Source organism: Blastococcus sp. CT_GayMR16 (assembly GCF_004570875.1).
Classification (GTDB): Bacteria; Actinomycetota; Actinomycetes; order Mycobacteriales; family Geodermatophilaceae; genus Blastococcus_B.
Window position 1 is genome coordinate 1 of sequence record NZ_SPQK01000006.1, and the last position, 22,006, is coordinate 22,006.

The 22,006-nt window shown below is 72.7% G+C and carries 22 protein-coding genes; 12 read left to right on the top strand and 10 right to left on the bottom strand.

Annotated features, from left to right (window positions below; all coding sequences use genetic code 11):
* On the top strand, positions 1 to 365 hold a 365-nt coding region (locus E4P38_RS08865; protein WP_135131422.1), incomplete at its 5' end, for a transglycosylase SLT domain-containing protein.
* A 29-nt stretch (positions 366 to 394) separates the two neighbouring features.
* Entirely contained in the window at positions 395 to 1,120 is a 726-nt protein-coding gene (locus E4P38_RS08870) for a DUF72 domain-containing protein (RefSeq protein WP_135131423.1), read from the top strand.
* 41 nt (positions 1,121 to 1,161) lie between these two features.
* Here E4P38_RS08870 and E4P38_RS08875 read toward each other — a convergent pair whose 3' ends face one another.
* Positions 1,162 to 2,340, bottom strand: a complete 1,179-nt coding sequence (locus E4P38_RS08875; protein ID WP_135131424.1) for a glycoside hydrolase family 3 N-terminal domain-containing protein — start codon at positions 2,338 to 2,340, stop codon at positions 1,162 to 1,164.
* Positions 2,341 to 2,364: 24 nt separating this feature from the next.
* The gene (locus E4P38_RS08880; protein WP_135131425.1) at positions 2,365 to 2,748 is read right to left on the bottom strand and encodes a VOC family protein; all 384 of its coding nucleotides are present in this window, start codon (positions 2,746 to 2,748) and stop codon (positions 2,365 to 2,367) included.
* Positions 2,749 to 2,787: 39 nt separating this feature from the next.
* Between E4P38_RS08880 and E4P38_RS08885 the strand changes: the two genes are divergently transcribed.
* Entirely contained in the window at positions 2,788 to 3,105 is a 318-nt protein-coding gene (locus tag E4P38_RS08885) for a DUF2218 domain-containing protein (RefSeq protein ID WP_135131426.1), read from the top strand.
* Positions 3,106 to 3,122: 17 nt separating this feature from the next.
* Complete coding sequence (locus tag E4P38_RS08890) at positions 3,123 to 3,521, top strand: hypothetical protein (protein WP_135131427.1); 399 nt, start codon at positions 3,123 to 3,125, stop codon at positions 3,519 to 3,521.
* Between the two features lie 3 nt (positions 3,522 to 3,524).
* Here E4P38_RS08890 and E4P38_RS08895 read toward each other — a convergent pair whose 3' ends face one another.
* A complete protein-coding gene (locus tag E4P38_RS08895) occupies positions 3,525 to 3,968 on the bottom strand; it encodes a hypothetical protein (RefSeq protein ID WP_135131428.1) in 444 nt (147 codons plus the stop codon).
* Between the two features lie 209 nt (positions 3,969 to 4,177).
* Here E4P38_RS08895 and E4P38_RS08900 point away from each other — a divergent pair, with 209 nt between their 5' ends.
* On the top strand, positions 4,178 to 4,909 hold the full coding sequence (locus tag E4P38_RS08900; protein ID WP_135131429.1) for a GAF and ANTAR domain-containing protein: 732 nt from the start codon (positions 4,178 to 4,180) through the stop codon (positions 4,907 to 4,909).
* Positions 4,910 to 4,912: 3 nt separating this feature from the next.
* Here E4P38_RS08900 and E4P38_RS08905 read toward each other — a convergent pair whose 3' ends face one another.
* From E4P38_RS08905 to E4P38_RS08920, 4 genes are read right to left on the bottom strand one after another with little or no spacing between them, the layout of a single operon-like run.
* Entirely contained in the window at positions 4,913 to 5,857 is a 945-nt protein-coding gene (locus E4P38_RS08905; RefSeq protein ID WP_167760503.1) for a sensor histidine kinase, read from the bottom strand.
* Positions 5,854 to 6,705 (bottom strand): MEDS domain-containing protein, encoded by an 852-nt coding sequence (locus tag E4P38_RS08910; protein WP_135131431.1) that lies wholly within the window; start codon positions 6,703 to 6,705, stop codon positions 5,854 to 5,856. Before E4P38_RS08910 ends, E4P38_RS08905 begins: the two co-directional genes overlap by 4 nt.
* Positions 6,706 to 6,755: 50 nt before the next feature.
* A complete protein-coding gene (gene pntB, locus E4P38_RS08915; protein ID WP_135131432.1) occupies positions 6,756 to 8,165 on the bottom strand; it encodes a Re/Si-specific NAD(P)(+) transhydrogenase subunit beta in 1,410 nt (469 codons plus the stop codon).
* On the bottom strand, positions 8,162 to 9,793 hold the full coding sequence (locus E4P38_RS08920) for a Re/Si-specific NAD(P)(+) transhydrogenase subunit alpha (RefSeq protein WP_348633784.1): 1,632 nt from the start codon (positions 9,791 to 9,793) through the stop codon (positions 8,162 to 8,164). Before E4P38_RS08920 ends, pntB begins: the two co-directional genes overlap by 4 nt.
* A 39-nt stretch (positions 9,794 to 9,832) precedes the next feature.
* Here E4P38_RS08920 and E4P38_RS08925 point away from each other — a divergent pair, with 39 nt between their 5' ends.
* From E4P38_RS08925 to E4P38_RS08950, 6 genes are all read left to right on the top strand, one after another.
* Positions 9,833 to 10,606: an alpha/beta fold hydrolase gene (locus E4P38_RS08925; RefSeq protein ID WP_135131434.1), complete on the top strand. Its 774-nt coding sequence runs from the start codon at positions 9,833 to 9,835 to the stop codon at positions 10,604 to 10,606.
* A gap of 65 nt (positions 10,607 to 10,671) precedes the next feature.
* Entirely contained in the window at positions 10,672 to 12,180 is a 1,509-nt protein-coding gene (locus E4P38_RS08930) for an HNH endonuclease signature motif containing protein (protein ID WP_135131435.1), read from the top strand.
* A 154-nt stretch (positions 12,181 to 12,334) separates the two neighbouring features.
* Positions 12,335 to 13,969 carry a peroxidase family protein gene (locus E4P38_RS08935; RefSeq protein WP_135131436.1) on the top strand — a complete coding sequence of 545 codons (1,635 nt, stop codon included), beginning with the start codon at positions 12,335 to 12,337 and terminating at the stop codon, positions 13,967 to 13,969.
* 201 nt (positions 13,970 to 14,170) lie between these two features.
* Complete coding sequence (locus tag E4P38_RS08940; protein ID WP_135131437.1) at positions 14,171 to 16,246, top strand: EAL domain-containing protein; 2,076 nt, start codon at positions 14,171 to 14,173, stop codon at positions 16,244 to 16,246.
* On the top strand, positions 16,243 to 17,124 hold the full coding sequence (locus E4P38_RS08945) for an HDOD domain-containing protein (RefSeq protein ID WP_167760504.1): 882 nt from the start codon (positions 16,243 to 16,245) through the stop codon (positions 17,122 to 17,124). Before E4P38_RS08940 ends, E4P38_RS08945 begins: the two co-directional genes overlap by 4 nt.
* 23 nt (positions 17,125 to 17,147) lie before the next feature.
* Entirely contained in the window at positions 17,148 to 17,933 is a 786-nt protein-coding gene (locus E4P38_RS08950) for an SDR family oxidoreductase (protein WP_209309014.1), read from the top strand.
* 3 nt (positions 17,934 to 17,936) lie between these two features.
* Here E4P38_RS08950 and E4P38_RS08955 read toward each other — a convergent pair whose 3' ends face one another.
* Positions 17,937 to 18,512 (bottom strand): TetR/AcrR family transcriptional regulator, encoded by a 576-nt coding sequence (locus tag E4P38_RS08955; protein ID WP_135131438.1) that lies wholly within the window; start codon positions 18,510 to 18,512, stop codon positions 17,937 to 17,939.
* Positions 18,513 to 18,612: 100 nt separating this feature from the next.
* Between E4P38_RS08955 and E4P38_RS08960 the strand changes: the two genes are divergently transcribed.
* Positions 18,613 to 19,554, top strand: coding sequence for an SDR family NAD(P)-dependent oxidoreductase (locus tag E4P38_RS08960; protein WP_135131439.1), 942 nt, complete (start codon positions 18,613 to 18,615; stop codon positions 19,552 to 19,554).
* Between the two features lie 96 nt (positions 19,555 to 19,650).
* Here E4P38_RS08960 and E4P38_RS08965 read toward each other — a convergent pair whose 3' ends face one another.
* Positions 19,651 to 20,799, bottom strand: coding sequence for an acyl-CoA dehydrogenase family protein (locus tag E4P38_RS08965; protein ID WP_135131440.1), 1,149 nt, complete (start codon positions 20,797 to 20,799; stop codon positions 19,651 to 19,653).
* Between the two features lie 7 nt (positions 20,800 to 20,806).
* A complete protein-coding gene (locus E4P38_RS08970) occupies positions 20,807 to 21,982 on the bottom strand; it encodes an acyl-CoA dehydrogenase family protein (protein ID WP_135131441.1) in 1,176 nt (391 codons plus the stop codon).
* Positions 21,983 to 22,006 lie beyond the last annotated feature (24 nt).

The window sequence follows — 22,006 nt, forward strand, 5'->3', positions numbered from 1 at the left end:
CCGCGGCCGCCCAGGCCGAGGCCGAGGCCGCCGCCGCCCGCCCGGGGCAGGGCACCGCCGCCGCGGTCGCTCCCGCCGGCTCCTACCAGGACTACGCCATGAGCAAGCTCGGTGGCAGCGGCAGCGAGTTCACCTGCCTGGAGAACCTGTGGGGCAAGGAGAGCGGCTGGAACCCCAACGCGCAGAACCCGAGCAGCACCGCCTACGGGATCCCGCAGTTCCTGGACTCGACCTGGGGCGGCACCGGCATCGCCAAGACCTCCGACGGCTACCGGCAGATCGACGCCGGGCTGATCTACATCGACACCCGCTACGGCTCGCCGTGCGGCGCGTGGGGGCACTCCCAGTCCACCGGCTGGTACTGAGCCGGCGGACCCTCGGGTAGCGGTCGAACGTGGCCGTGCGCATCGGGACGTCGGGGTGGAGCTACGACCACTGGGACGGCGTCCTGTACCCGCCGGGGACCCCGCCCCGGGACCGGCTGGCGCACTACGTGCGGCGGTTCGACACCGTGGAGCTCAACGCGAGCTTCTACCGCTGGCCGCGCGACGCCGCCTTCGCGAGCTGGCGGCGCCGGCTGCCCGAGGGGTTCGCGCTGTCGGTCAAGGCCCCACGCGGCCTGACCCACGCCAAGCGGCTCTACACCCCTGAGCCCTGGCTGCCCCGGCTCACATCGGCGTGGCACGAGCTGGGGGACCGGCGTGCGGTCCTGCTCGTGCAGCTCCATCCCGCGCACGCGCGTGACGACGTCCGGCTGGACTGGTTCCTCGCCCGGCTGCCGTCCTGGATGCGGGTGGCGGTCGAGTTCCGGCATGCCAGCTGGCACGACGAGGCCGTGTACGCACTGCTCGAGCGGCACGGTGCGGCCTACTGCGTGATGAGCGGCGCACACCTGCCGTGCGTGCTGCGGGCGACCGCGCCGTTCGTCTACGTCCGGATGCACGGCCCGGACACCGGGCACCTGTACGCCGGGTCCTACAGCGACGCCGATCTCCGCTGGTGGGCCGACCGGGTGCGGGAGTGGGACGGCTCGGGCCGCGACGTGCTCGTGTACTTCAACAACGACGGCCACGGCCACGCCGTCCGCAACGCCGAACGGCTGCGCGAGCTCCTGGGCTGATTTCGGGGGCCTGATCCAGGGGCCTGACCGGGTGGCCTGAGTCAGCCTGGCAGGAGCCCCGCTCGGTCCTTGGCCAGCAGCGCGGTGCGCACCGCGGCGTCGACGGTGCCCGCGAAGGCGGGGTCGGCGTCGCTGCGGGCCAGCACGGCGTCGATCATCTCCGGGACCAGCGCGGCGTCCACGGTGAGCACGAGCGTGCCGCCGGCCGCGAGGAAGCGGACCGCGCGCTCGCCGGGCGGGACGGCGCGGACCGCGGCGGCGTTGCCGACGTCGTCGGTGATCACCACGCCGTCGAACCGCAGCGTCCCTCGCAGCAGGTCGGTGACCACGACGGGCGAGAACACCGCCTGGGTGGTCGGGTCGAGCGACGTGTAGGTGGCCGACGACGTCATGACGAACGGGCGGGCGGGGGAGCGGGCCAGGGTGCCGAACGCGGCCACCTGGTCGTCGCCGGCCGTGGTCGTGCTGTCGACGACGTCCGCGGTGGTGTCGGTGTTGGCCTGCACCCGGCCCAGGCCGGGGAAGTGCTTGAGGGTGGCGGTGACCCCGTGGGCGGCCAGCCCGTCGATCACCGTCCCCGCGGCCGCGACCACCACGTCGGCGGTGCTGCCGTACTGCCGGTCGACGGCCCCGATCGGGGGGTTGGCGCTCTCGGTGCCGGCGGGCACCACGTCGGCGACCGGGGCGAGGTCGAGGTTGATGCCGGCGCTCTGGAGTCCGGCGCCCATGCGGTCGGCGAACGCGGCGAGCTCGCCGGGCGGCAGGGCGCCCTGGTCGAGGGCGGAGGGCAGCGGCTCGAGACCGGGCCCCCGCAGTGACTGGACCCTCCCGCCCTCCTGGTCGGCGGCCACCCAGAGCCGGGGACCGGGCGTCAGCGACTGCCACCCCGCGACGGTCCCGGCCAGGTCGGTCGCGGCAGCGGAGGACCGGCCGGCGAGGAAGATCCCGCCCACCCCGCCGGAGGCCAGTCCGTCGCCCGCGGCCAGGTCGTCCAGCCGGACGCCGGCCACGAACAGCTGGCCCACCTGCGTCCGGCGGTCCATCCCCGCCAGCGCGACGGTCACCGGGTCCACCGGGGGCGCGGGGCTCGGCGTGGGGCTGGCCGTCGCCGTCGCCGTCGCGGAGGAGGTCGACGCGGACCCCTCGGCGCCCCCGGACGAGCAGGCGCCCAGAACCAGCAGGCTCGCGAGCGCCGCGATCCGGCGGGCAGGCGTGCGCATGGGCCCGAGTCTGCCGGATCGGCCCTAGCGCAGATCACGGCGCAGGGGATGGTCCGGCGGGACCTCCACCAGCACGATCCGCACCCCGTCCGGATCCTCGATCCACATCTCGACCAGGCCCCACGGCTCCAGCTGCGGCGGCCGCAGGACCGCCGTCCCGGCCGCGGCGCAGCGGGCGTGCTCGGCCGCCACGTCGCGCACCTGGACCCACAGGGCGAGCCCGCGGGGGACCTCGTCTGACCGGCCCGACAGCTCGAGCAGGCCGTTGCCGAGGAAGAACACGACCCCGGGATGCTCGGGTGGCCCGAACTCGCGGTACACGGCCAGCCCCAGCACGTCGCCGTAGAAGGCGCGGCTGCGCGCGGGGTCCGACGGTCGCAGGAGCACGCGGCTGCTCAGGACGTCCATGCCAGAACCCTCCCAGGAACGGCCAGTAGCGTGGCGGCCGTGCCAGAACCGCTCACGGCCCGCGCCGACGTTCCCACGGAGGCCCCGGCCCGCTACGCCAAACAGCTCGTCTCCCACCTGGGCCGCCGGGTCGAGTGGACGACCGACGGTGCGGTGTCCACGGCCACCATCGCCGGCGGTACCGGGATCGTCGAGGTGGGGGACGGCGTCCTGACCCTGCGGGCGGAGGCGCCCGACAGCGAGTCGATGGCCCGGGTGCAGGACGTGCTGGGCCGCCACCTGGAGCGCTTCGGCCAGCGCAACGAGCTCGTCGTCACCTGGTCCGGCGGCCCCGGCGCGGAGCGGTCCGCAGGCTGACCCCCTACGGTCGGGGGATGGGCGGGGAGCAGGAGCAGACGACACCCGAGTCGGCACCCAGCGGCCTGGTCGGCCGCTCGATCGACGAGTTCGTGAACCAGTTGCGTGGCTTCAGCGACCGCGCGAGATCCCTCGCCGGCGCCGTCCCGTCGAAGCTGTCCCTGCCGTCCCTGCCCAGCCCACCGGGTGCGCTCTCGGCGGCCCAGCTGCGGGCGGTCGCGCAGACGGTCAGCGCCCAGCGGCAGTCCATCGGCGCGATGCGGGCGCAACTGGATGCGTTCGACCAGCAGCTCGCGGTGTTCGAGCGGATCCTCGACCCACTCGTCGACTGGAGCGCCACGTGGGCCCGCCTGGAGGAGGCCGTCGGCGACTTCGTCCGGCCCGGCAACTCCGACGAGGCCTCGACCGGCGCCTGAGGGTCAGATACCGGGGAGGTCGTCCTCGTCGTCGTCCCGCGGCTTGCGGCGGAGCAGCCCGGTCACCGAGCCGACGCGGGACTGCGCCATGCGCAGGCCGTGGATCAGCGGCACCAGGTCCTCCTGGATGCGGCGCAGCGTGTCCGGCACGGTGTCGACGACGGGATCGTCGAGCACCCGGCCCACCCGCTCCAGGCCCGGTTTCAGCGCGCGCACCGGCTCCTCCAGCTCGTCGACCAGGCCCTCGAGGCGGTGGGCGATGCGCTGGGCCGACTCGATGGTCTCCCGCGCCATGGTCGTGGCCTGGGTGAGCTCCCGGACGGTCCCGTTCAGATCGCTCAGGGTGCGCGGCAGCTGGGCCAGCGCCTCGGTCTGCGTCTGCAGGAGGCTCAGCAGCTCGCTGAGCCCGGGGATGCGCGGCATCCCGAGCCCACGGAAGGGGTCCACGCCCGCAACCGTCCGCGACCGGGGTCCGGTGCGCAACCCGGGTAGGGCGTGAGGGACCGGGTCCGCCGTCGCCGGGACGGCGTAGCGTCGGATCTCCGGGTGGGCACAGGGCACTCGCGACAGCTGTCGTGGGACCGGGCCGGGAACGACCTCCACCCTCGTGGGCCGGACCGTGCAGTCGGGGTCGTAGGACACCGGAGGGACCGCCCATGACCGCCCATCCCGACGACGGCGCCCGGTCGCCCGGCGCTGCTCTGGACCGGCTGGGCCGGATCCGTCTCACCGAGCACTCGATGCGGTCCCTGCTCGGGGAGATCGCGGAGCTCGCCCAGCAGAGCCTGCCGGGGCGGCTCGAGACGTCGGTGACCCTGCTGACCGGCGACGCCCCGGTCACCGCCGTCGCCACCGGGCCCCTCGCGCGGGAGCTGGACCAGGCGCAGTACGGCAGCGGCGCCGGGCCCTGCCTGCATGCCGCGAGCCGGGGCGAGGTCGTCGAGATCCGGGACATGCGGGCCGAGGAGCGGTGGACGGAATTCCGCGAGCAGGCGGTGCAGCACGGCTGCCTGAGCTCCCTGTCGCTGCCGCTGCCCCTGCACGAGGCGGTGAGCGGATCGCTCAACATCTATGCGCAGGAGCCCTCGACCTTCGACGAGCCCGCCCGCGACTTCGCGCAGCGGTTCGCGTCCTACGGCGCGGTCGTCGCCGGCAACATGCTGGTGTACGAGAGCGCGCTGGACCGGGCCCGGAACCTCGAGGCGGCGATGGCGTCCCGGGCGATCATCGACCAGGCGAAGGGCATCCTCATGGAGCGCTTCAAGCTGACCGCCGACCAGGCGTTCCGGGCACTGACGCGCGTCTCGATGGAGACGAACAAGAAGGTCCGGGACATCGCCGCGCGGTTCGTCGACACCGGCGAGCTCGATCGCCGCCCGCCGCAGTAGCGGTCAGAACCAGGTGAGGACCCGGACCGTCGTCCCCTGGTCGGAGGACCGGACCTGGACCAGGTCGCAGAGCTGGTTCACGAGGTAGAGCCCCCGGCCGCCCTCGGAGTCCAGCGGCGGGCTCAGGCGACCGGTCAGCGGGTCGGTAAAGGTGCCCGAGTCGCTGAACTGGACGACGGCGGCGCCGCGGTCCAGCCACATCGCCAGCGTTCCCGATCCGCCACCGTGACGGACGCTGTTCGTGGCCAGCTCCGAGGCGGCCAGCTCGAGCACCTCCACCCGCTCCTCGGGCAGGCCGCAGGAGCGGGCCCACTGGGCGACGGTGTGGCGGGTGGCCGAGATGTCACGGGCGCCGTAGACGCCGCGGAGCACAGCGTCGGCGGGCTCGGGGAGTCCCTCGGCGAACGCGGCGACGTGCCCGCCGGCGGCGTAGGCGTCGCTGGGCAGCCGGGTCGTCGACGTGGAGCGGACCGGATGGGTGTGCAGCGCGGCCTGGGTGACGGCGCGGGGCAGGTGCTCCTGGTCGTACGGGCACAGCAGCCGCCAGCCCGGTCCGCCGTCGAAGGCGTGGTTGAGCAGCAGTTCGTGCAGCCGGCACTCGACCAGCTCGGCGGTGCGGCGGCCGGGGAAGGCGGGCTCGCCGACCCCGCGCAGCCGACGTCCCGCGCTGGTGTGCCGGTCGAGCGCGGCGGCCCACACCCCGATGATCCGGCCCGGGTTCGCGCCGATCTCGGCCATGTCGAGGAACTCGACCTCCCCGGCGTCGCTGCCCAGGGCGTCGCGGAGCATCTCCAGCCGGGGACGGGGCTCGGCGACGACGACGGCCTCGTCGTGCTCCAGGCCGTCGCGGATGAAGGGGAGGAGACCGGCAAGGAAGTCGGCATCGCCCCGGTAGAAGAGCGCCTCGTGCTCGAAGCGGTCGACCGGCACGGTCACGGAAGCGGTCACGAGGAGACACCGGAGAAGGTGACGGGTGCGAGGCGGGCGAGATCGAGGACCTGCCACATCCGGCGCAGGAGCGCCGAGGAGCCGGTCACCTCCAGGGCCACCGAGCGCGCCTCCAGGTCGGCCGCCCACCGGGCGAGGACCCGGCATCCCGAGACGTCCATGAACTCCAGCCCGGCGACGTCCAGGACGACCCGGCCGTCGTGCGGTCGGGCGGCGGCGAGCACCCGGGCCAGCCGGTCACAGCTGTTGGTGTCCACGCTCCCGGCGAGCACGATGCGGTGGCCGTCGACGAAGATCCGGAAGGAGGAGGCATCGCCGGGTGCGTGCACGAGGGGGTGCACGGCCGTGACGTCGGCGAGCGCCTCGGACCCGAGGTCGGCGCGGTAGGCGCACATCGCCGAGAAGCCGGATCCGCGCGCCGCGAACCCGTCGGCCATGTGCTCCCACCGGACCAGGTCGGCCCGCTGGACGGGGTCGGCAGCCAGGTCGCTGACCTCGGCGAGCACCCGCAGGCCGCGGTAGCCGTCGTCCGTCGCGCGCCGGGTCGCCGCGTCGTAGTACGCGAGCTGCTGCTCCGGGACGAACGGGCCGGAGGCCTCGTAGGCGTCGGCGAGGGTGAGCGTCTCCACGACGCCCGCGGCAATGAGCGTGTCGACGTCGTCGGTCACCGACCGGAGACTGTCGATCATCCGCTGGCCGACGCACAGGAGACGCTCGCCGCGCGCCAGCCCACCGGCGAGGAACTCGCGGGCGGCCTCGTCGAACGCGGCGTCGTCCTCGTAGACCCAGCAGAGGTGGTCCGCTGGGCCGGCTCCGGGAACGTCGTTGACCAGACCGTGTGCACGCACCTACCCAAGGTAGGCCGCGCACGTCTCCGGCGACAGGGCCGCGCCGGGTGTCACAGCGCGCGGAGGATGTCCTCCACCCGCTCGCGGGCGTCGCCGAACAGCATCCGGCTGTTGTCCCGGAAGAACAGTGGGTTCTGCACCCCGGCGTACCCGGTGTTCATCGACCGCTTGAAGACGACGACCCGCTCGGCCTCCCACACCTTGAGCACCGGCATGCCGGCGATGGGGCTGCCGGGATCGTCGGTGGCGGCGGGGTTGACGGTGTCGTTCGCCCCGATGACCAGGACCACGTCGGTGTCGGTGAAGTCGTCGTTGATCTCGTCCATCTCCAGGACGACGTCGTAGGGCACCTTCGCCTCGGCGAGCAGCACGTTCATGTGCCCGGGGAGCCGCCCGGCGACCGGGTGGATGCCGAACCGCACGTCGATGCCCTTGGCCCGCAGGTGGCGGGTGAGCTCGGCGACCGCGCTCTGCGCCTGCGCGACGGCCATGCCGTAACCCGGGGTGATGATCACCGACTCGGCCTCGCGGAGGAGCTCGGCGACCGCATCGGCGTCGATCTCGGTGTGCTCGCCGTAGTCGCGGTCGTCGGTGCTCGCGCTGCCCTCGTTGCCGAACCCGCCGGCGATCACCGAGATGAACGACCGGTTCATGGCCTTGCACATGATGTAGGAGAGGTAGGCACCGGAGGACCCGACCAGGGCGCCGGTGATGATCAGCAGGTCGTTGCCGAGGAGGAAGCCCGACGCCGCGGCGGCCCAGCCGGAGTAGCTGTTCAGCATCGACACGACGACCGGCATGTCGCCGCCGCCGATCGAGGCGACCAGGTGCCAGCCCAGGGCGAGCGCCAGCGCCGTCACGGCGGTGAGCAGCGCCAGGTTCGGGTCGATCACGAAGAACACCGTCAGGACGGCGAAGGCGACCAGCGCACCCAGGTTCAGGGCGTTGTGGGCCGGGAGGATCAGCGGGTTGGACTTGATCCGGCCGGACAGCTTCAGGAAGGCGACGATCGACCCGGTGAAGGTGACGGCGCCGATGAAGACGCCGATCACCACCTCGGCGGAGTGGATGCCGAGCAGGTTGCCGGCCACCTCGGTCTGCTCGCCGGCGTTCGCCTCGACCGACAGGTAGCCGTTCCAGCCGACGAGGACGGCGGCCAGGCCGACGAAGCTGTGCAGGATCGCGATCAGCTCGGGCATACCGGTCATCTCGACCTTGGCCGCCCGCCACAGGCCGATCGCGGCGCCGACGGCCATGGCGGCGACGAGCAGCGTCAGGCCGATCGCGGAGATGCTGCGGGTGGCCAGGCCGATGGTCGCCGCGAGCGCGATCGCCATGCCGGCGATGCCGAAGCCGTTGCCGGTCTTCGCGGTCTCGTGCCTGGACAGCCTGGCGAGGCTGAGGATGAAGAGCAGTCCCGCGACGATGTAGGCCGCCGATGCGGCAGCGGTGGCGGTCATCGCGTGAACATCCCCAGCATCCGGCGGGTGACGGCGAAGCCACCGAAGACGTTGATGCTGGCGACGAGGATCGCGACCGCCGCCAGTGCGGTGACCACGGGCTCGTCGTGGCCGATCTGCAGCAACGCCCCGACCACGATGATCCCGGAGATCGCGTTGGTGACCGACATCAGCGGGGTGTGCAGCGCGTGGTGCACGTGCCCGATGACGTAGAAGCCGACGACGACGGCGAGCGCGAACACGGTGAAGTGCTGGATCAGCTCGTTCGGGGAGAACGCGGTGAGCACGAACAGCAGGGCGGCCCCGAGCCCGACGAGTGCGAATCTGCGGGACGGCGGTGGGGGAGCCTTCGGTGGGGCGGGTTCGAGAGCCTTCGTCTGGACCGGCGCAGGGGAGGCGGACACCTGCACGGGCGGTGGCGGCCAGGTCGTCTCGCCGTCCCGGACGACGGTCATCGCCCGCTGGACGACGTCGTCGAAGTCCAGGACCAGCCGGCCGTCCTTCTCCGGGGTCATGAGCGTCAGCAGGCTGACCAGGTTCTGGCCGTAGAGCTGGGAGGCCTGGGCCGGCAGCCGCCCGGGCAGGTCGGTGTAGCCGATGATCGAGACGCCGTTGGCGGTCATCACGATCTCGTCGGGCACGGAGCCCGCCACGTTGCCGCCCTGCGCGGCCGCCATGTCCACCAGCACGCTGCCGGACTTCATCGAGGCCACCATCTCCTCGGTGATCAGCAGCGGCGCGGGCTTCCCGGGGATCAGCGCGGTGGTGATGATGATGTCGACGTCGGTGGCCTGCTCCGCGTACATCTGTGCGGCCCGGCGGTTGAAGTCCTCCGACATCTCCCGCGCGTAGCCGTCCGTACTCACCGGGGCCTGGCCCCCCTGCTCCTCGGCGTCCGGCACCGCGACGTACTCGCCACCGAGCGAGCGGACCTGCTCGGCCACCTCGGGCCGCACGTCGGTCGCGCGGACGATCGCGCCCAGGCTGCTGGCGGCGCCGATCGCGGCGAGCCCAGCGACTCCGGCACCGACGACGAGCACCTTCGCCGGGGGCACCTTGCCGGCGGCGGTGACCTGGCCGGTGAAGAACCGGCCGAACGTGTGCGCGGCCTCGATGACGGCGCGGTAGCCGGCGATGTTGGCCATGGAGCTCAGCACGTCGAGCGACTGCGCGCGGGAGATCCGCGGGACGGCGTCCATCGCGAGCGCGGTGATCGGGCGCGTGGCGAGTTCCTCGACGAGGTCAGGATTCAGCGCCGGGCTCAGCAGGCTGATGAGCGTGGCGCCCTCGCGGAGCCGGGGGAGCTCGTCGAAGGCCGGGGCGTTGACCCGGAGGACGACGTCGGCCTGCCAGGCGTCGTCGGCGGTGCCGATGCTCGCTCCCGCCTCGGCGTAGGCCTCGTCGGGGAAGCTGCTGGCCAACCCGGCGCCGCTCTCGACCACGACGTCGTAGCCGAGGGCCACCAGCTTGGTCACCGTGGCCGGCGTAGCCGCCACGCGTGTCTCGCGGGCCTTGGTCTCCCGCGGAACTCCGATACGCAACAGGGCGCTCCATTCGTCGCCGGGGGGCATCGTCGCCTGCCCACGGTGGCTGTCGTTCGCTGGTGCACGGTGATCCCGGGGGATCATGCCTGGTAACGCGGAAGGGCACCGTTAGGGTCCGCCGATGTGAGCGGCGACACGCAGGGACTCGAGGTTCTCGAACGCCGGCCGGCCGTCGACACGGGGCGGCCGCCGCTGCTCTTCGTGCACGGACTGGGGCACGGGGCCTGGTGCTGGGAGCACTGGCAGGCGGCCGCCGCCGAGGCCGGTTTCCCCACGTACGCCGTCTCGTTGCGGGGGCACGGTCGGAGTCCCGGAAGGCTGCGGACGGCGCTGCTGCGCGAGTACGTCGACGACGTCGTGGCCACGGCTGCTGCGCTACCGCGCCCGGCGGTGCTCGTGGGTCACTCGATGGGCGGGCTGGTCGTGCAGCAGGCGCTGGCCCGCTACGCCGCCCGGGCCGCGGTCCTGGTCGCGCCGGTGCCGGCCCACCCGGCGCTCGCGTCGCTGGCGGCGATCGCCCGCCGGCACCCGCTCGACGCGCTGCGCATCGTGGCGGGCGGCTCGCTGCCCCTGCGGCCCGACTATCTCTTCCACGAGCTCGACGAGGCGCAGGCGCAGACCCACTCCGACCGGTGCCACGGGGAGTCGGCGGTCGTGCAGTACCAGCTGCTGATGCACCGCCCGGCGCGGCCGCCTCTGGGTTCTCCGCCGGTCCTCGTGCTGGCCACGCCCGACGACCGGCTGGTGCCCATCCGCGGCGTGCGCTCCACGGCCGCGCGGTACGGGGCGGAGGTCGTCGAGTTCCCCGGCATGGGCCATGACCTGATGCTGGACGCCCGCTGGCGCGAGCCGCTCGACGCCATGGTGGCCTGGCTGGAGACGGCCGCGCCGGGCTGAGGTCTCCGTCCCTGTGCTGGTTCCAGCCTCGGAAACTGTCGTACCCCGTCCGTAGATTCGTCGGTGTGTTCGAGGGTTTCGGCGTCGGTCTGACGGTGACGCAGCTGGGGGTGGACCGTGGCCCGGCCGTGCCGGGGGCGCGGGCGTCGCGGTTGTCGGAAGTGCTGCCGGTCGAGGCGTGGTCGGATGGGGAGAAGGCGTTCGAGCTGACCCGCATCCAGCGGTTCCGGGCGATGCTGGACGCCTACGAGGCGGTGGTGGTCGTCGGCTTGGCGGCCGACCGGCCGGATGCGCTCGACCCCCAGCCGGGTGATCGGGGGGCCGGCGTGAACGCGCGGTCGCCGATCCCGGGGACGAGTGAGTTCTTCGTCGACGAGCTGGCGGCGGTGACGAATTCCTCGGCCCGGATGGCCGGTCGGCTGGCCGAGCAGTCGTGGGTGCTGATCGAGAGGTTGCCGGCGGTGTGGGCGGCGCTGGCCGACGGGGAGCTGGACACGGCGCGGGCGCGGGTCTTCGTCGACGTGCTGGGGTCCACGGGCGCGGGGGTGCCGGAGGCGGTGGTGCCGCTGGTGCTGCCGGAAGCGGCCGGTTTGTCGCTGGGCCGGCTGCGGGCCCGGTTGCTGAAGGCGGTGCTGGCCGTCGATGAGGAGTTCGCCGAGCAGGTGCGGGCGGCGGCGCAGGCGCAGACCGACGTGCGGCTGTATCCGACCCTGCCGGGCATGAGCGAGCTGGCGACGGAGCTGCCGGCGCCGGTGGCGGCGGCGTGCTGGACGACGATCGATCAGTTGGCCTGGCTGCGGAAGGTCGACGGGGATCCGCGGCCGATCGGGCAGCTGCGGGCGCTCACGCACGCGGACCTGATCCTGCGGCCGTGGGATGACTCGCGTCCGCCGGTGACCGCGGTGCTGACCGTGACCGCGCCGCTGCCGTCGCTGACCGGGGGTGCCGCCGGTCTCGAGCCGGGTGAGGTGAACGGGCGACCGATCACCGCCGCGCACCTCCGGGAGTTGCTGACGCAGTTGGACGCGCTCTGCCCGGGCGGGCTGCAGGCGCCGACCGGTGGGTCGCTGCAGGTCGCGGTCACCGACGGCGACGGTGCGCTGCTGGCCACCACCGGCCGCCGGGAGCTGGAACGGATCGCCCGCCACGGCTGCCCGGAACATCCGCAGGCCTCGTGCGGCTGCGCGGTGCTCGACCGGCCGCCGCCGGTGGACCGGTACCTGCCCACCCCGGCCCAGCGCCGCTTCTCCGAGACCCGGGACCGGACCTGCCGGCATCCCGGCTGCGGCCAGCCGGTCGCCCGGGTGGACCTGGACCACGTCGTCCCCTACGGCGACGGCGGGGAGACCGACTGCGACAACCTCTGCTGCCTCTGCCGCCGGCACCACCGGCTCAAGACCCATGCACCCGGCTGGCGATTCGTCCTCACGCCACGGGGCGTGCTGCGGGTGACGACCCCGAGCGGCATCACCCGCACCACCCGACCACCGGGCCTGCGCGACCGCATCGAGCAACGAGCCCTCCCCGCGCCGCCCCCACCACCCGCCCCACCGGACGAGCCACCGCCCTTCTGAGGGAAAGCGAGCGCGGTTGTCACCGCCTGACCGCGAGGAGTCAGCGGCGGAAGGGCGTCCTCCGGCGCACGACGGACCTGATTGACGCCCTGATCCCGGTACGTCCAGCATCGCCGAAGCAGCGGCATCCCAGAGTCCGTCCGCCGGACGTTCCGTGCGGGTGCCCGAGGGGGACGTCATGCCGCTCATCCCGCCTGCGCTGAACCGGCCGATCGCCGTCGTCACGGACCTGCTCCGGCATCTCCCGTACGGCCCGCGGCTGATCACATCGGGGTTCGTGTGGCTCCTGGCCAACCGCACCCCGCCGCGGCCCCGGCCGTTCACGCTGGCCGGCGACTACACCAGCTGGATCAGCCTCACCGACCGGTCGTTCACCGGCCGGCACCTGCCCGTCGCCTCCGACGGCCAGCAGCTGCCGAGTGAGGCCGAGGTGCTCGAGCTGTTCCGGCGCCCGCCCGGGAAGGAGACGCCGTCGGTCGACACCAGCGTCCTGTTCCTGCTGTTCGCCCAGTGGTTCACCGACAGCTTCCTGCGCACCGATTCCACCGACGTCCGGAAGAACACCTCGACGCAGGAGATCGACTTCTGCCAGATCTACGGCCTGTCCGAGCAGAAGACCCGGCTGCTGCGGTCGATGGCGGGCGGCCGGCTGACGTCACAGCAGATCGACGGTCAGGAGTTCCCGCCGTTCCTCTTCGAGCGCTCGCCCAGCGGCACGTACACCGTCAAGCCGGAGTTCACGGGACTGCACGACGAGGACTGGCTGCTCGACGTCCTGCTCGCGGGCGTCTCCGACCGGCAGAAGGACCTCTTCTTCGCCGTCGGACTCGAGCACGGCAACTCCACCGCCGGCAGCACCGCCCTCGACGTGTTGTTCCTCCGCGAGCACAACCGCATCGCCGGGCTGCTGGCCAAGGAGTACGAGCTCGGCCGGGAACGCCCGGCCTGGGACCGGCGGATGAGCGTCGCGGAGCTCGACGAGCGGCTCTTCCAGACGACCCGGCTGATCATGGTCGTGCTGCTCCTGAAGCTGGTCGTCGAGGAGTACATCCGGCACATCGCTCCACACGACCCCCCGCTGACCGTCGTCCCCGGCATGGCGGCGAACAAGCCGTGGAACCGGTCCAGCTGGATCGCCGTCGAGTTCAACCTGCTCTACCGCTGGCACATGCTGGTGCCCGACCAGGTGACCACCGATGAGGGGCCGGTCGACTCCAGGACCTTCCTCCGCGACAACAACGAGCTCGTCATCGACCGCGGGCTGGAATGGCTCCTGGCCCAGTGCTCCCGGTCGCGCGCGGCCCGGATCGGCCTGTTCAACACCCCGGCGTTCCTCACCGACCGCCGGACGCCGGAACACCCCGCGGTCGAGGAGCGGTCCATCGCGCTCATGCGGTCCGCCCGGCTGCAGTCCTACAACGCCTACCGCCGGCGGTTCGGCATGCCGGCCGCGCGGGACTTCGCCGACCTGACCTCCGACGTCGCCGTCCAGCAGCGGCTGACCGAGCTCTACGGGGACATCGACCACCTCGAGTGGTACGTCGGGATCTTCGCCGAGGACCACCCCGAGGACCAGATGATGGGGGACCTGCTCACCGCCATGGTCGGCTACGACGCCTTCACCCAGGCACTCACCAACCCGGTGCTCGCCCCCCAGGTCTTCACCGAGGACACGTTCACCCGGGCCGGGTTGACGGTCATCCGCACGACCCGTTCGCTGCAGCAGATCCTGGCTCGCAACGCCGCCGATCCGGCCGCTGCCTACTGCCGGTTCACCTACGAGCCCTAGGCCGCCGCGCCCGGTACCCCCGTCGCGGTCGATCCCGGGCGTGGATGTGTCGTCTCACCCCGACCTCCCCCCAACGGGGGAGCCCGAGCACGTTCGGGTGAAGACCCACCCCCACAACGGCCGAAACACTCCCCAACGGGGCGCAGTCGCGGCTCTGTGAGCGGTGTCGACCTGCGACATCGGAGAAAGGGAGGGAGGACCGTGTCCGTCACGATCAGCGTGCCTGACGACGACCTCGTGCCACCCGAGATCGTCTCCACGGTCTTCTACAGCGCCACGGTCAGCGACAGCCTGGCCATCCTCGTCGCCGAATCGGTCGGCGGGGAGCAGCGGCTGACCTGGTGCAACGAGGGCGCGGTCAAGCTGCTCGGCTACGGCCTCGACGACGTGCGTTCGCTCGCCCTCGACCACCTCTTCCCCAGCCTCGGCGGCGGTGAGCTCAAGCTGCTCCTGCGCCGTGAGCGGGCTGCCCGCATGACCGTCCCCATCCGCACCGCGAGCGGCGCCGGCATCGAGGCCGTCGTCCTGACCACGCCGTCCCCCGGTGGACGGATGTGGACGCTGCGCATCCTGGCGACTGCCAACGAGCAGGAGAAGGCGCTGCGGGCCACCGCCGACGCCCACGAGCGGCGCTTCTCCGCGCTGACCGAGCGCTCGCCCGTGCCGACCCTGCTCTCCGAGCAGGGCATGCGGCTGGCGCACGTCAACGACGCGTTCTGCACCCTGGTCGGCCTGCGCGCCGAGCAGCTCCTCGGCACCGGCTGGATCAACACCATCCACGAGGACGACCTCGACGGCGTGATCGAGCAGGTCGCCGCGGCCCTGGACGGCGACGAGGTCGAGACCCAGGCCCGCCTGGTCCGGGACGACGGATCGGTGCGGACGACGGTCATCCGCTTCTCCCACCTCTTCACCCCGGGCGTCGGCGCCGGCTTCGTCGGCACGATCGAGGACATCACCGATCGCCTCGCCTACGAGGCGAAGCTCGCCCACCAGGCCAACCACGACCCGCTGACCGGGCTGCCCAACCGCACCCTGCTCGCCCAGTACGTGGCCGGGCGGTTCCGCCCGGGCGCCGGCGGCCTGGCCTGCCTCTTCCTCGACCTCGACAACTTCAAGGTCGTCAACGACTCCCTCGGCCACACCGCCGGTGACGAGCTGCTCGTCGAGGTCGCGACCCGGCTCCGCGCAACCGTGCGCCCCGGTGACCTCGTGGCCCGCTTCGGCGGCGACGAGTTCGTCGTCGTCTGCGAGAACGTGGACGAGGACGCCGTCGTCGCGCTCGCCGGCCGCGTGTCGGAGGCACTGGCCCGGCCGATGCGCCTGGGGGGCGTCGACATCCGGCCCTACGCCAGCGTCGGCGTCACGGTGCAGACCGCCGAGCACGTCGCCGCCGACGAGCTCATCCGCGACTGCGACATCGCCATGTACCAGGCGAAGGCCGGCGGCAAGGGGCGGATCACCGTCCTCGACCAGCAGGCCCGCGCCGAGGCCCGGGACAAGCTGCGCCTCATCGCCGAGCTGCGCGACGCCATCGAGCGCCGCGACATCACGCTGACCTACCAGCCGATCTTCAACAGCGTCGACGGGCACCCGGTGGCCGTCGAATCGCTCGCCCGCTGGACGCACCCCGAGCGCGGCCCCATCAGCCCGGCCACGTTCGTCCCCCTCGCCGAGGAGAGCGGCCTGATCGCCGGCCTCGGCCTGCTCGTCCTCGACGAGACCTGCCGCCAGCTCGCGGAGTGGGACCACCTCCTGGGGGCGGCCTCGCCGCCGCGGGCCAACGTCAACGTCTCGGCCCTCCAGCTCGACGACAACCTGCCCGGCCAGGTGGCCGCCGCGCTCGAGCGCCACCAGCTCGACGCGTCGCGGATCTCGGTGGAGATCACCGAGTCGGCCCTGATGAAGGACCCGACCTCGGCCCGGGACGTGCTGCAGCAGCTGCGGGACCTCGGCATCGAGCTGGCCATCGACGACTTCGGCACCGGCTACTCCTCGCTGGCCTACCTCCGGCACCTGCCGGTGGACTGCCTCAAGGTCGACCGGTCCTTCGTGGCCGAGATGGCCCAGGGCCACCCCGAGATCGCCTCGGCCGTCATCGCGCTGGCCGCCACGCTCAACCTCTGCACCGTCGCCGAGGGTGTGGAGACGCTCGAGCAGGCCGAGGAGCTGACCCGCCTCGGCGCGACCTATCTGCAGGGCTTCTGCCTCGCCGAGCCCATGACCGGTGGCCACGCCGCCGCCTGGTTCGCCGCCCACGGGGAGGAATCCCGATGACTGTCGTCCCGCTGCCCAGCTGGGCCGACCCGGCCTCGACCGCGCCGGTGTTCGACATCGAGCACGTGCTGGCGAGCATCGACACGATGGCCGCGCAGCGCCCGGTCGCGGCCCAGATCGTGTCCGTCGCCAACTCCGACGACACCAGCGCCCGCGCCCTGTCGCGGATCCTGGCGTCGGACGTCGCGCTGGCGTCGCGGGTGATGAAGCTGGCCAACTCGGCCTACTTCGGCATGCGCGGCCGGGTGACCTCGCTGCAGTTCGCGGTCACCGTCGTCGGCTTCACCACCGTCCGCACGATGGCGACGGTGGCCCTGACCAACCTCGACGACGAGTCGCGGCTGCCCGAGAACTTCTGGGACGTGACGACGAGCCTCGCGCTCGCCGCCTCGACCCTGGCGCCGAAGTTCGGCGAGCGTCCCCAGGACTCGCTCTGCCTGGGCCTCCTGGCCCAGATGGGCGCGGCCCTGCTGCACCACAACGACCCGGACGGCTACGAGGAGATCCTCGCCGAGCAGCCGACGTTCCGTGGCCGGCGGGCCGCGGAGATGCGGCGCTACGGCATCAACAGCCTCCGGCTGACCGCCGTGGCGCTCGAGCAGTGGGGCTTCCCGGCCAGCCTGACCACCCCGCTCAAGGAGATCGACGACTACCGCGCCATGGACGGCGCGTTGCTGCGGGCGGCGTTCGAGGTCGCGGCACGGCTCACCACGGAGGACTACGAGGAGGTCCCGATCTCGCGGATCACCTGCGGGAAGCTCGTCGAGGACGACCTCGTCCCCGTCATGGACCAGGTGCGCGCCGACGCCGACGAGCTGCGCCGGGCGATGCTCGGCGAGTCGAACGAGCCCGACGGCTCCGACGACTGGGTGGTGTGATCCCGGTCCGGTAGAACCGTGCCGTGATCTCTCGCGGGCGTACCGGCAGCATCCTCGTCACCGGCGCAGGCCACGGCATCGGGCGGGCGACCGCCGAGCTCTTCCTGTCCCGCGGCTGGCGGGTCGGCATGTACGACGTCGACCGCGACGCCGTCACTCAGGCTGCAGCCGGCCGGCCCGGTGCCGTCTGCGGTGAGCTCGACGTCCGCGACCCGGCCCAGTGGGGGACGGCGCTGCGGGAGTTCTGCGGGGACGGCGAGCTCGACGTGCTGGTGAACAACGCCGGTGTCCTCGCCTCGGGGCCGTTCGAGGAGATGTCTGCCGACGTCCACCGGCGGATGGTCGACGTGAACGTCACCGGCGTCGTCACCGGAGCTCTCGAGGCGTATCCGTACCTGCAGCGGTCCGCGCGCGGTCTGCTGCTGAACCTGTGCTCGGCGTCCGCGCTCTACGGACAGCCGACGCTGGCCACCTACGGGGCGACGAAGGCGGCGGTCCGTTCGCTGACCGAGGCTCTCGACATCGAGTGGCGCGGCGCCGGTGTCCGGGTGCGGAGCCTGCTCCCGCTGTTCGTGGACACGGAGATGGTCTCCCGCGACGGGCGTCAGGCCGCGAGCGTCGCGCACCTGGGCGTCCGGCTGACACCTGAGGACGTCGCCACCGCGGCATGGCGGGTCGTGCACGAGCGCCGCCGCTTCCCGTCGGGGCCGCACCGGCCGGTCGGCCGGCAGACCCGGCTGATGGCGACGGCCTCGGCGGTCACGCCCGGCTGGGCCAACCGGCTCGTGGTGGCCCGCCTCGCCCGCTGATCCTCACGCGGGGCGGGGGCGCAGCCCGTCCATGAGGAGGTCGAGCATCCGCCCCGCCTGATCGCGCTGGGCCGGCTCCCCGGCGGCGAGCGTGACGCCGCTGAGGCTGGCGAGCACGTCCGCGGGGTCGACGTCGGCGCGGACGAGGCCGTCCGCCGCGCCCGCCTCGAGCAGGCCGGTGAGCGCGCCCAGCAACTGATCGCGGCTGGTGGCGTAGGGGTTGCCGCCCGAGGCGATGACCGTCCGCAGCGCGTCGGCCATGCCGCGCTTGGTCGTCATGTAGTCGACGAAGCGGTCCATCCACGCGCGGGTCGCCTCGTCGGCCGGCAGGGTCCGCTGGAGCTCGGGCGCCGCCGCGCACAGCCGGGTGAGCTCGTTGCGGTACGCGGCCTCGATCAGCGCCTCGCGGGTGGGGAAGTGCCGGTACAGCGTCCCGATGCCGACGCCCGCGTCCCTGGCGATGGCGTCCAGCGTCACCTCCGGGCCCGCGCTGGAGGAGAGCGCACGGACGGCCGCGGTGAGCAGGCGCTCGCGGTTGCGCGCGGCATCGGCGCGCAGCGGGCGGTCCGACGTGTTCACAGCCGGAGGATCCTCCGTTTAGACTGGGAAGGGAACCGGAGGATCCTCCGTTTGGGTGGCATCCCCGTCTTCCCCTCACGACTCCAGACAGGACAGCGCCATGACCAGCACCGCAGGCTCCACTCCGTTCGGCGCCTCGACCACCGCAGCCGAGGTCGTCGCCGGACTCGACCTCACCGGTCGCCGCATCGTCGTGACCGGCGGTTCGTCGGGCATCGGCGTCGAGACCGCCCGGTCTCTCGCCTCGGCCGGTGCCGACGTCACCCTCGCCGTCCGCAACCCGGCAGCGGGGGAGCAGACCGCGGCCGACATCACGGCCACCACGGGCAACGACCGGGTGAGCGTCGCGACCCTGGACCTCGCCGACCAGGCGTCCGTGCGCGCGTTCCTCGCCGCCTGGGACGGGCCGCTGCACGTGCTCGTGAACAACGCCGGCGTCATGGCCTCGCCGCTGATGCGCACGCCGGAGGGGTGGGAGATGCAGTTCGCCACCAACCACCTCGGCCACTTCGCCCTCGCCACCGGCCTGCTGCCGGCGTTGCGCGCCGCCGGGGGTGCCCGGGTCGTCGCCCTGAGCTCGGCCGCGCACCTGCGGTCGCCGGTCGTGTTCGACGACATCCACTTCGAGCGCCGCGACTACGACCCGTGGCTGTCCTACGGCCAGTCGAAGACGGCGAACGTGCTGTTCGCGGTCGAGGCGTCGAAGCGCTGGGCCGATGACGGGATCGCGGTCAACGCGCTGATGCCCGGGGCCATCCCGACGAACCTGCAGCGCTACGTCACCGACGAGGAGATCGCCGCGATGCGGAAGGCCGCCGGCGGTGGCGGCCCCTCCTGGAAGACCATCGAGCAGGGCGCAGCGACCTCGGTACTGCTCGCCGCCTCGCCCGTGGTCGAGGGCATCTCCGGGCGCTACTTCGAGGACTGCCAGGAGGCGGGCCTGAACCAGCCCGGCACCCGCACCGGCGTGGCCGCCTACGCGCTGGACCCCGAGGCCGCGGCCCGGCTGTGGAACGTGTCGGAGGAGACGCTCGCCCGCTGACACGACGAAGGGCCCGGTCCACATGGACCGGGCCCTTCGGCCCCGTCCCGGGTCCCGCCCTGAGCTTGCGAAGGGTGGGGAGGACGGGGTCCTTCGTCAGGCGTACGGGGCGCCCAGTGGGTCGACGGTCTCGTAGCTGTTCACCGTCGCCGCGAGACGGGCCAGGGCCCAGTCGCCGTCGCCGAGCAGGTGGTCGATCGCGGTGAGCCGGCTGGTGTAGTGCCCCACCGAGTACTCCGCGGTCATGCCGATCCCGCCGTGCAGCTGGATGGCCTCCTCGCCGATGTGCCGGCCGGCGCGGCTGACCTGCAGCCGGGCGCGGTCGGCGGCCTGGACGACGTCGCCGCCGGCCTCCTGCACCATCGACGCCCAGAGCGCGATGCTGCGGGCCAGCTCCAGGGACACGTACATGTCCGACGCCCGGAACGTGAGGGCCTGGAACTTGTTCAGGGTGACGCCGAACTGCTTGCGGGTCTTCAGGTACTCCGCCGTGATGCGCAGGGCGGAGTCCATCGCGCCGAGCGCCTCGTGGGCGTAGGCGATGCGGGCCTCGGCCAGCGCCCGCTCGATCGAGGCGGTCTGGTCGCCCCCGTCGCCCAGCGGTTCGGCCGGGGTGTTCTCGAAGCCGACGTGCGCCGACCGCGTGCCGTCGTGGTTGCGGTACCCGGTGCGGGCCAGCCCCTCGGCGTCGCCGGGAACGAGGAAGAGACCGGTCCCGCCGCCGTCGAGGACCGCGCTGACCACCAGCACGTCGGCCCGCGCTCCGTTGGGCACCGGCTCCTTGACGCCGGTCAGCGTCCAGGAGCCGCCGTCCTGGGTCGCCGTGACGCCCTGGGCCGTCGTCGACCACCGCGTCCTCGGCTCGGCGTGCGCGAAGGCCGGCACGAGACCACCCTCGGCCAGGGCGCCGAGCACCTCGCCGCGCTGCGCCGCGGAACCCGCCGCCGCGACCAGGCCGCCGGCCAGCACGACCGCCTCGATGAACGGCTCGGGCGCGAGCACCCGGCCGATCTCCTCGGCGACGATCGCCACCTCGACCGGACCGGCCCCCATGCCGCCGTCGTCCTCGGGGAACGGCAGGCCCAGGAGCCCCATCTCGGCCAGTCGCGACCAGGTCTTCTCATCGAAGCCGGGGTCGGCGGAGACGACCGCCCGGCGCTGCTCGCTGTCGGGGTAAGCGCGCGCGAGGAGGCCCCGCACCGCCTCCCGGAGGTCGTTCTGCTCGCTGTCGTAGTCGAAGTTCACGGTTGTCTCACAACCCCAGGATCGAGCCGGCGATGATGGTGCGCTGCACCTCGTTGGAGCCCCCGTAGATGGAGACCTTGCGGTAGTTCAGGTAGTGCGGCGTCGCGGCGCGGGCCCAGTCGGGCACGTCGGAGTCCTTCTCGGCGAATGACGCCAGCGAGAGCGGGCCGGCGATGTCGACGATCAGCTCGGTGGCCGCCTGCTGCAGCTCGGAGCCGCGGAGCTTGAGCACCGACGATGCCGGGTGCGGCTTGCCGTCCGCGGAGTTCGCGACCACCCGGAGGGCGGTCAGCTCGAGCGCGACCAGGTCGTTCTCCAGCTCGGCGATGCGGGCGGCCATGAACGGGTCGTCGGCCAGCGGGCGGCCGTCGATGGTGATCTCCCGGAGGTGCTCCTTGGCCTGGGCCAGCAGCCGCTTGGTGGAGCCGATGCGGGCGATGCCGACGCGCTCGTTGCCGAGCAGGAACTTCGCGTAGTCCCAGCCGCGGTTCTCCTCGCCGATCAGGTTCTCCGCCGGCACGCGGACGTCCTCGAAGAAGACCTCGTTGACCTCGCGGCCGCCGTCGATCAGCTCGATCGGACGCAGGGTGACCCCGGGGGAGTCCATCGGGAAGACCAGCAGCGAGATGCCCCGCTGCTTCTTCTCCGCGGTCGGGTCGGTGCGGCAGAGGCAGAAGATCCAGTCGGCGTGCTGGCCGAGCGTCGTCCAGGTCTTCTGGCCGTTGACCACCCAGTCGTCGCCGTCGCGCACGGCGGTGGTGCGCAGCGAGGCGAGGTCGGAGCCGGCGTCGGGCTCGGAGAAGCCCTGGCACCACCAGATGTCGAGGTTCGCCGTCTTCGGCAGGAAGCGCTCCTTCTGCTCCTGGCTGCCGAAGGCCGCGATGACCGGGCCGATCATGCTGGCGTTGAAGGGCAGCGGCTCGGGCACGTTGGCCAGCTGCATCTCCTCGCGCCAGATGTGGCGCTGCAGCGGCGTCCAGTCCTTGCCGCCCCACTCCACCGGCCAGTGCGGCACGGCGAGCCCGGCGGCATTGAGGGTCCGCATCGCCTCGACGTACTGCTCCTTGCTCAGGTGGCGGTGGGCCGCGACCGTGTCGCGGATCTCCTGCGGCACCTGGGTGGTGAAGTAGGTCCGCATCTCCTCCCGGAAGGCCTCGAGCTCCGGGGACAGCTGCAACCGCATCGGTCCTCATTTCCTGACGGCGGC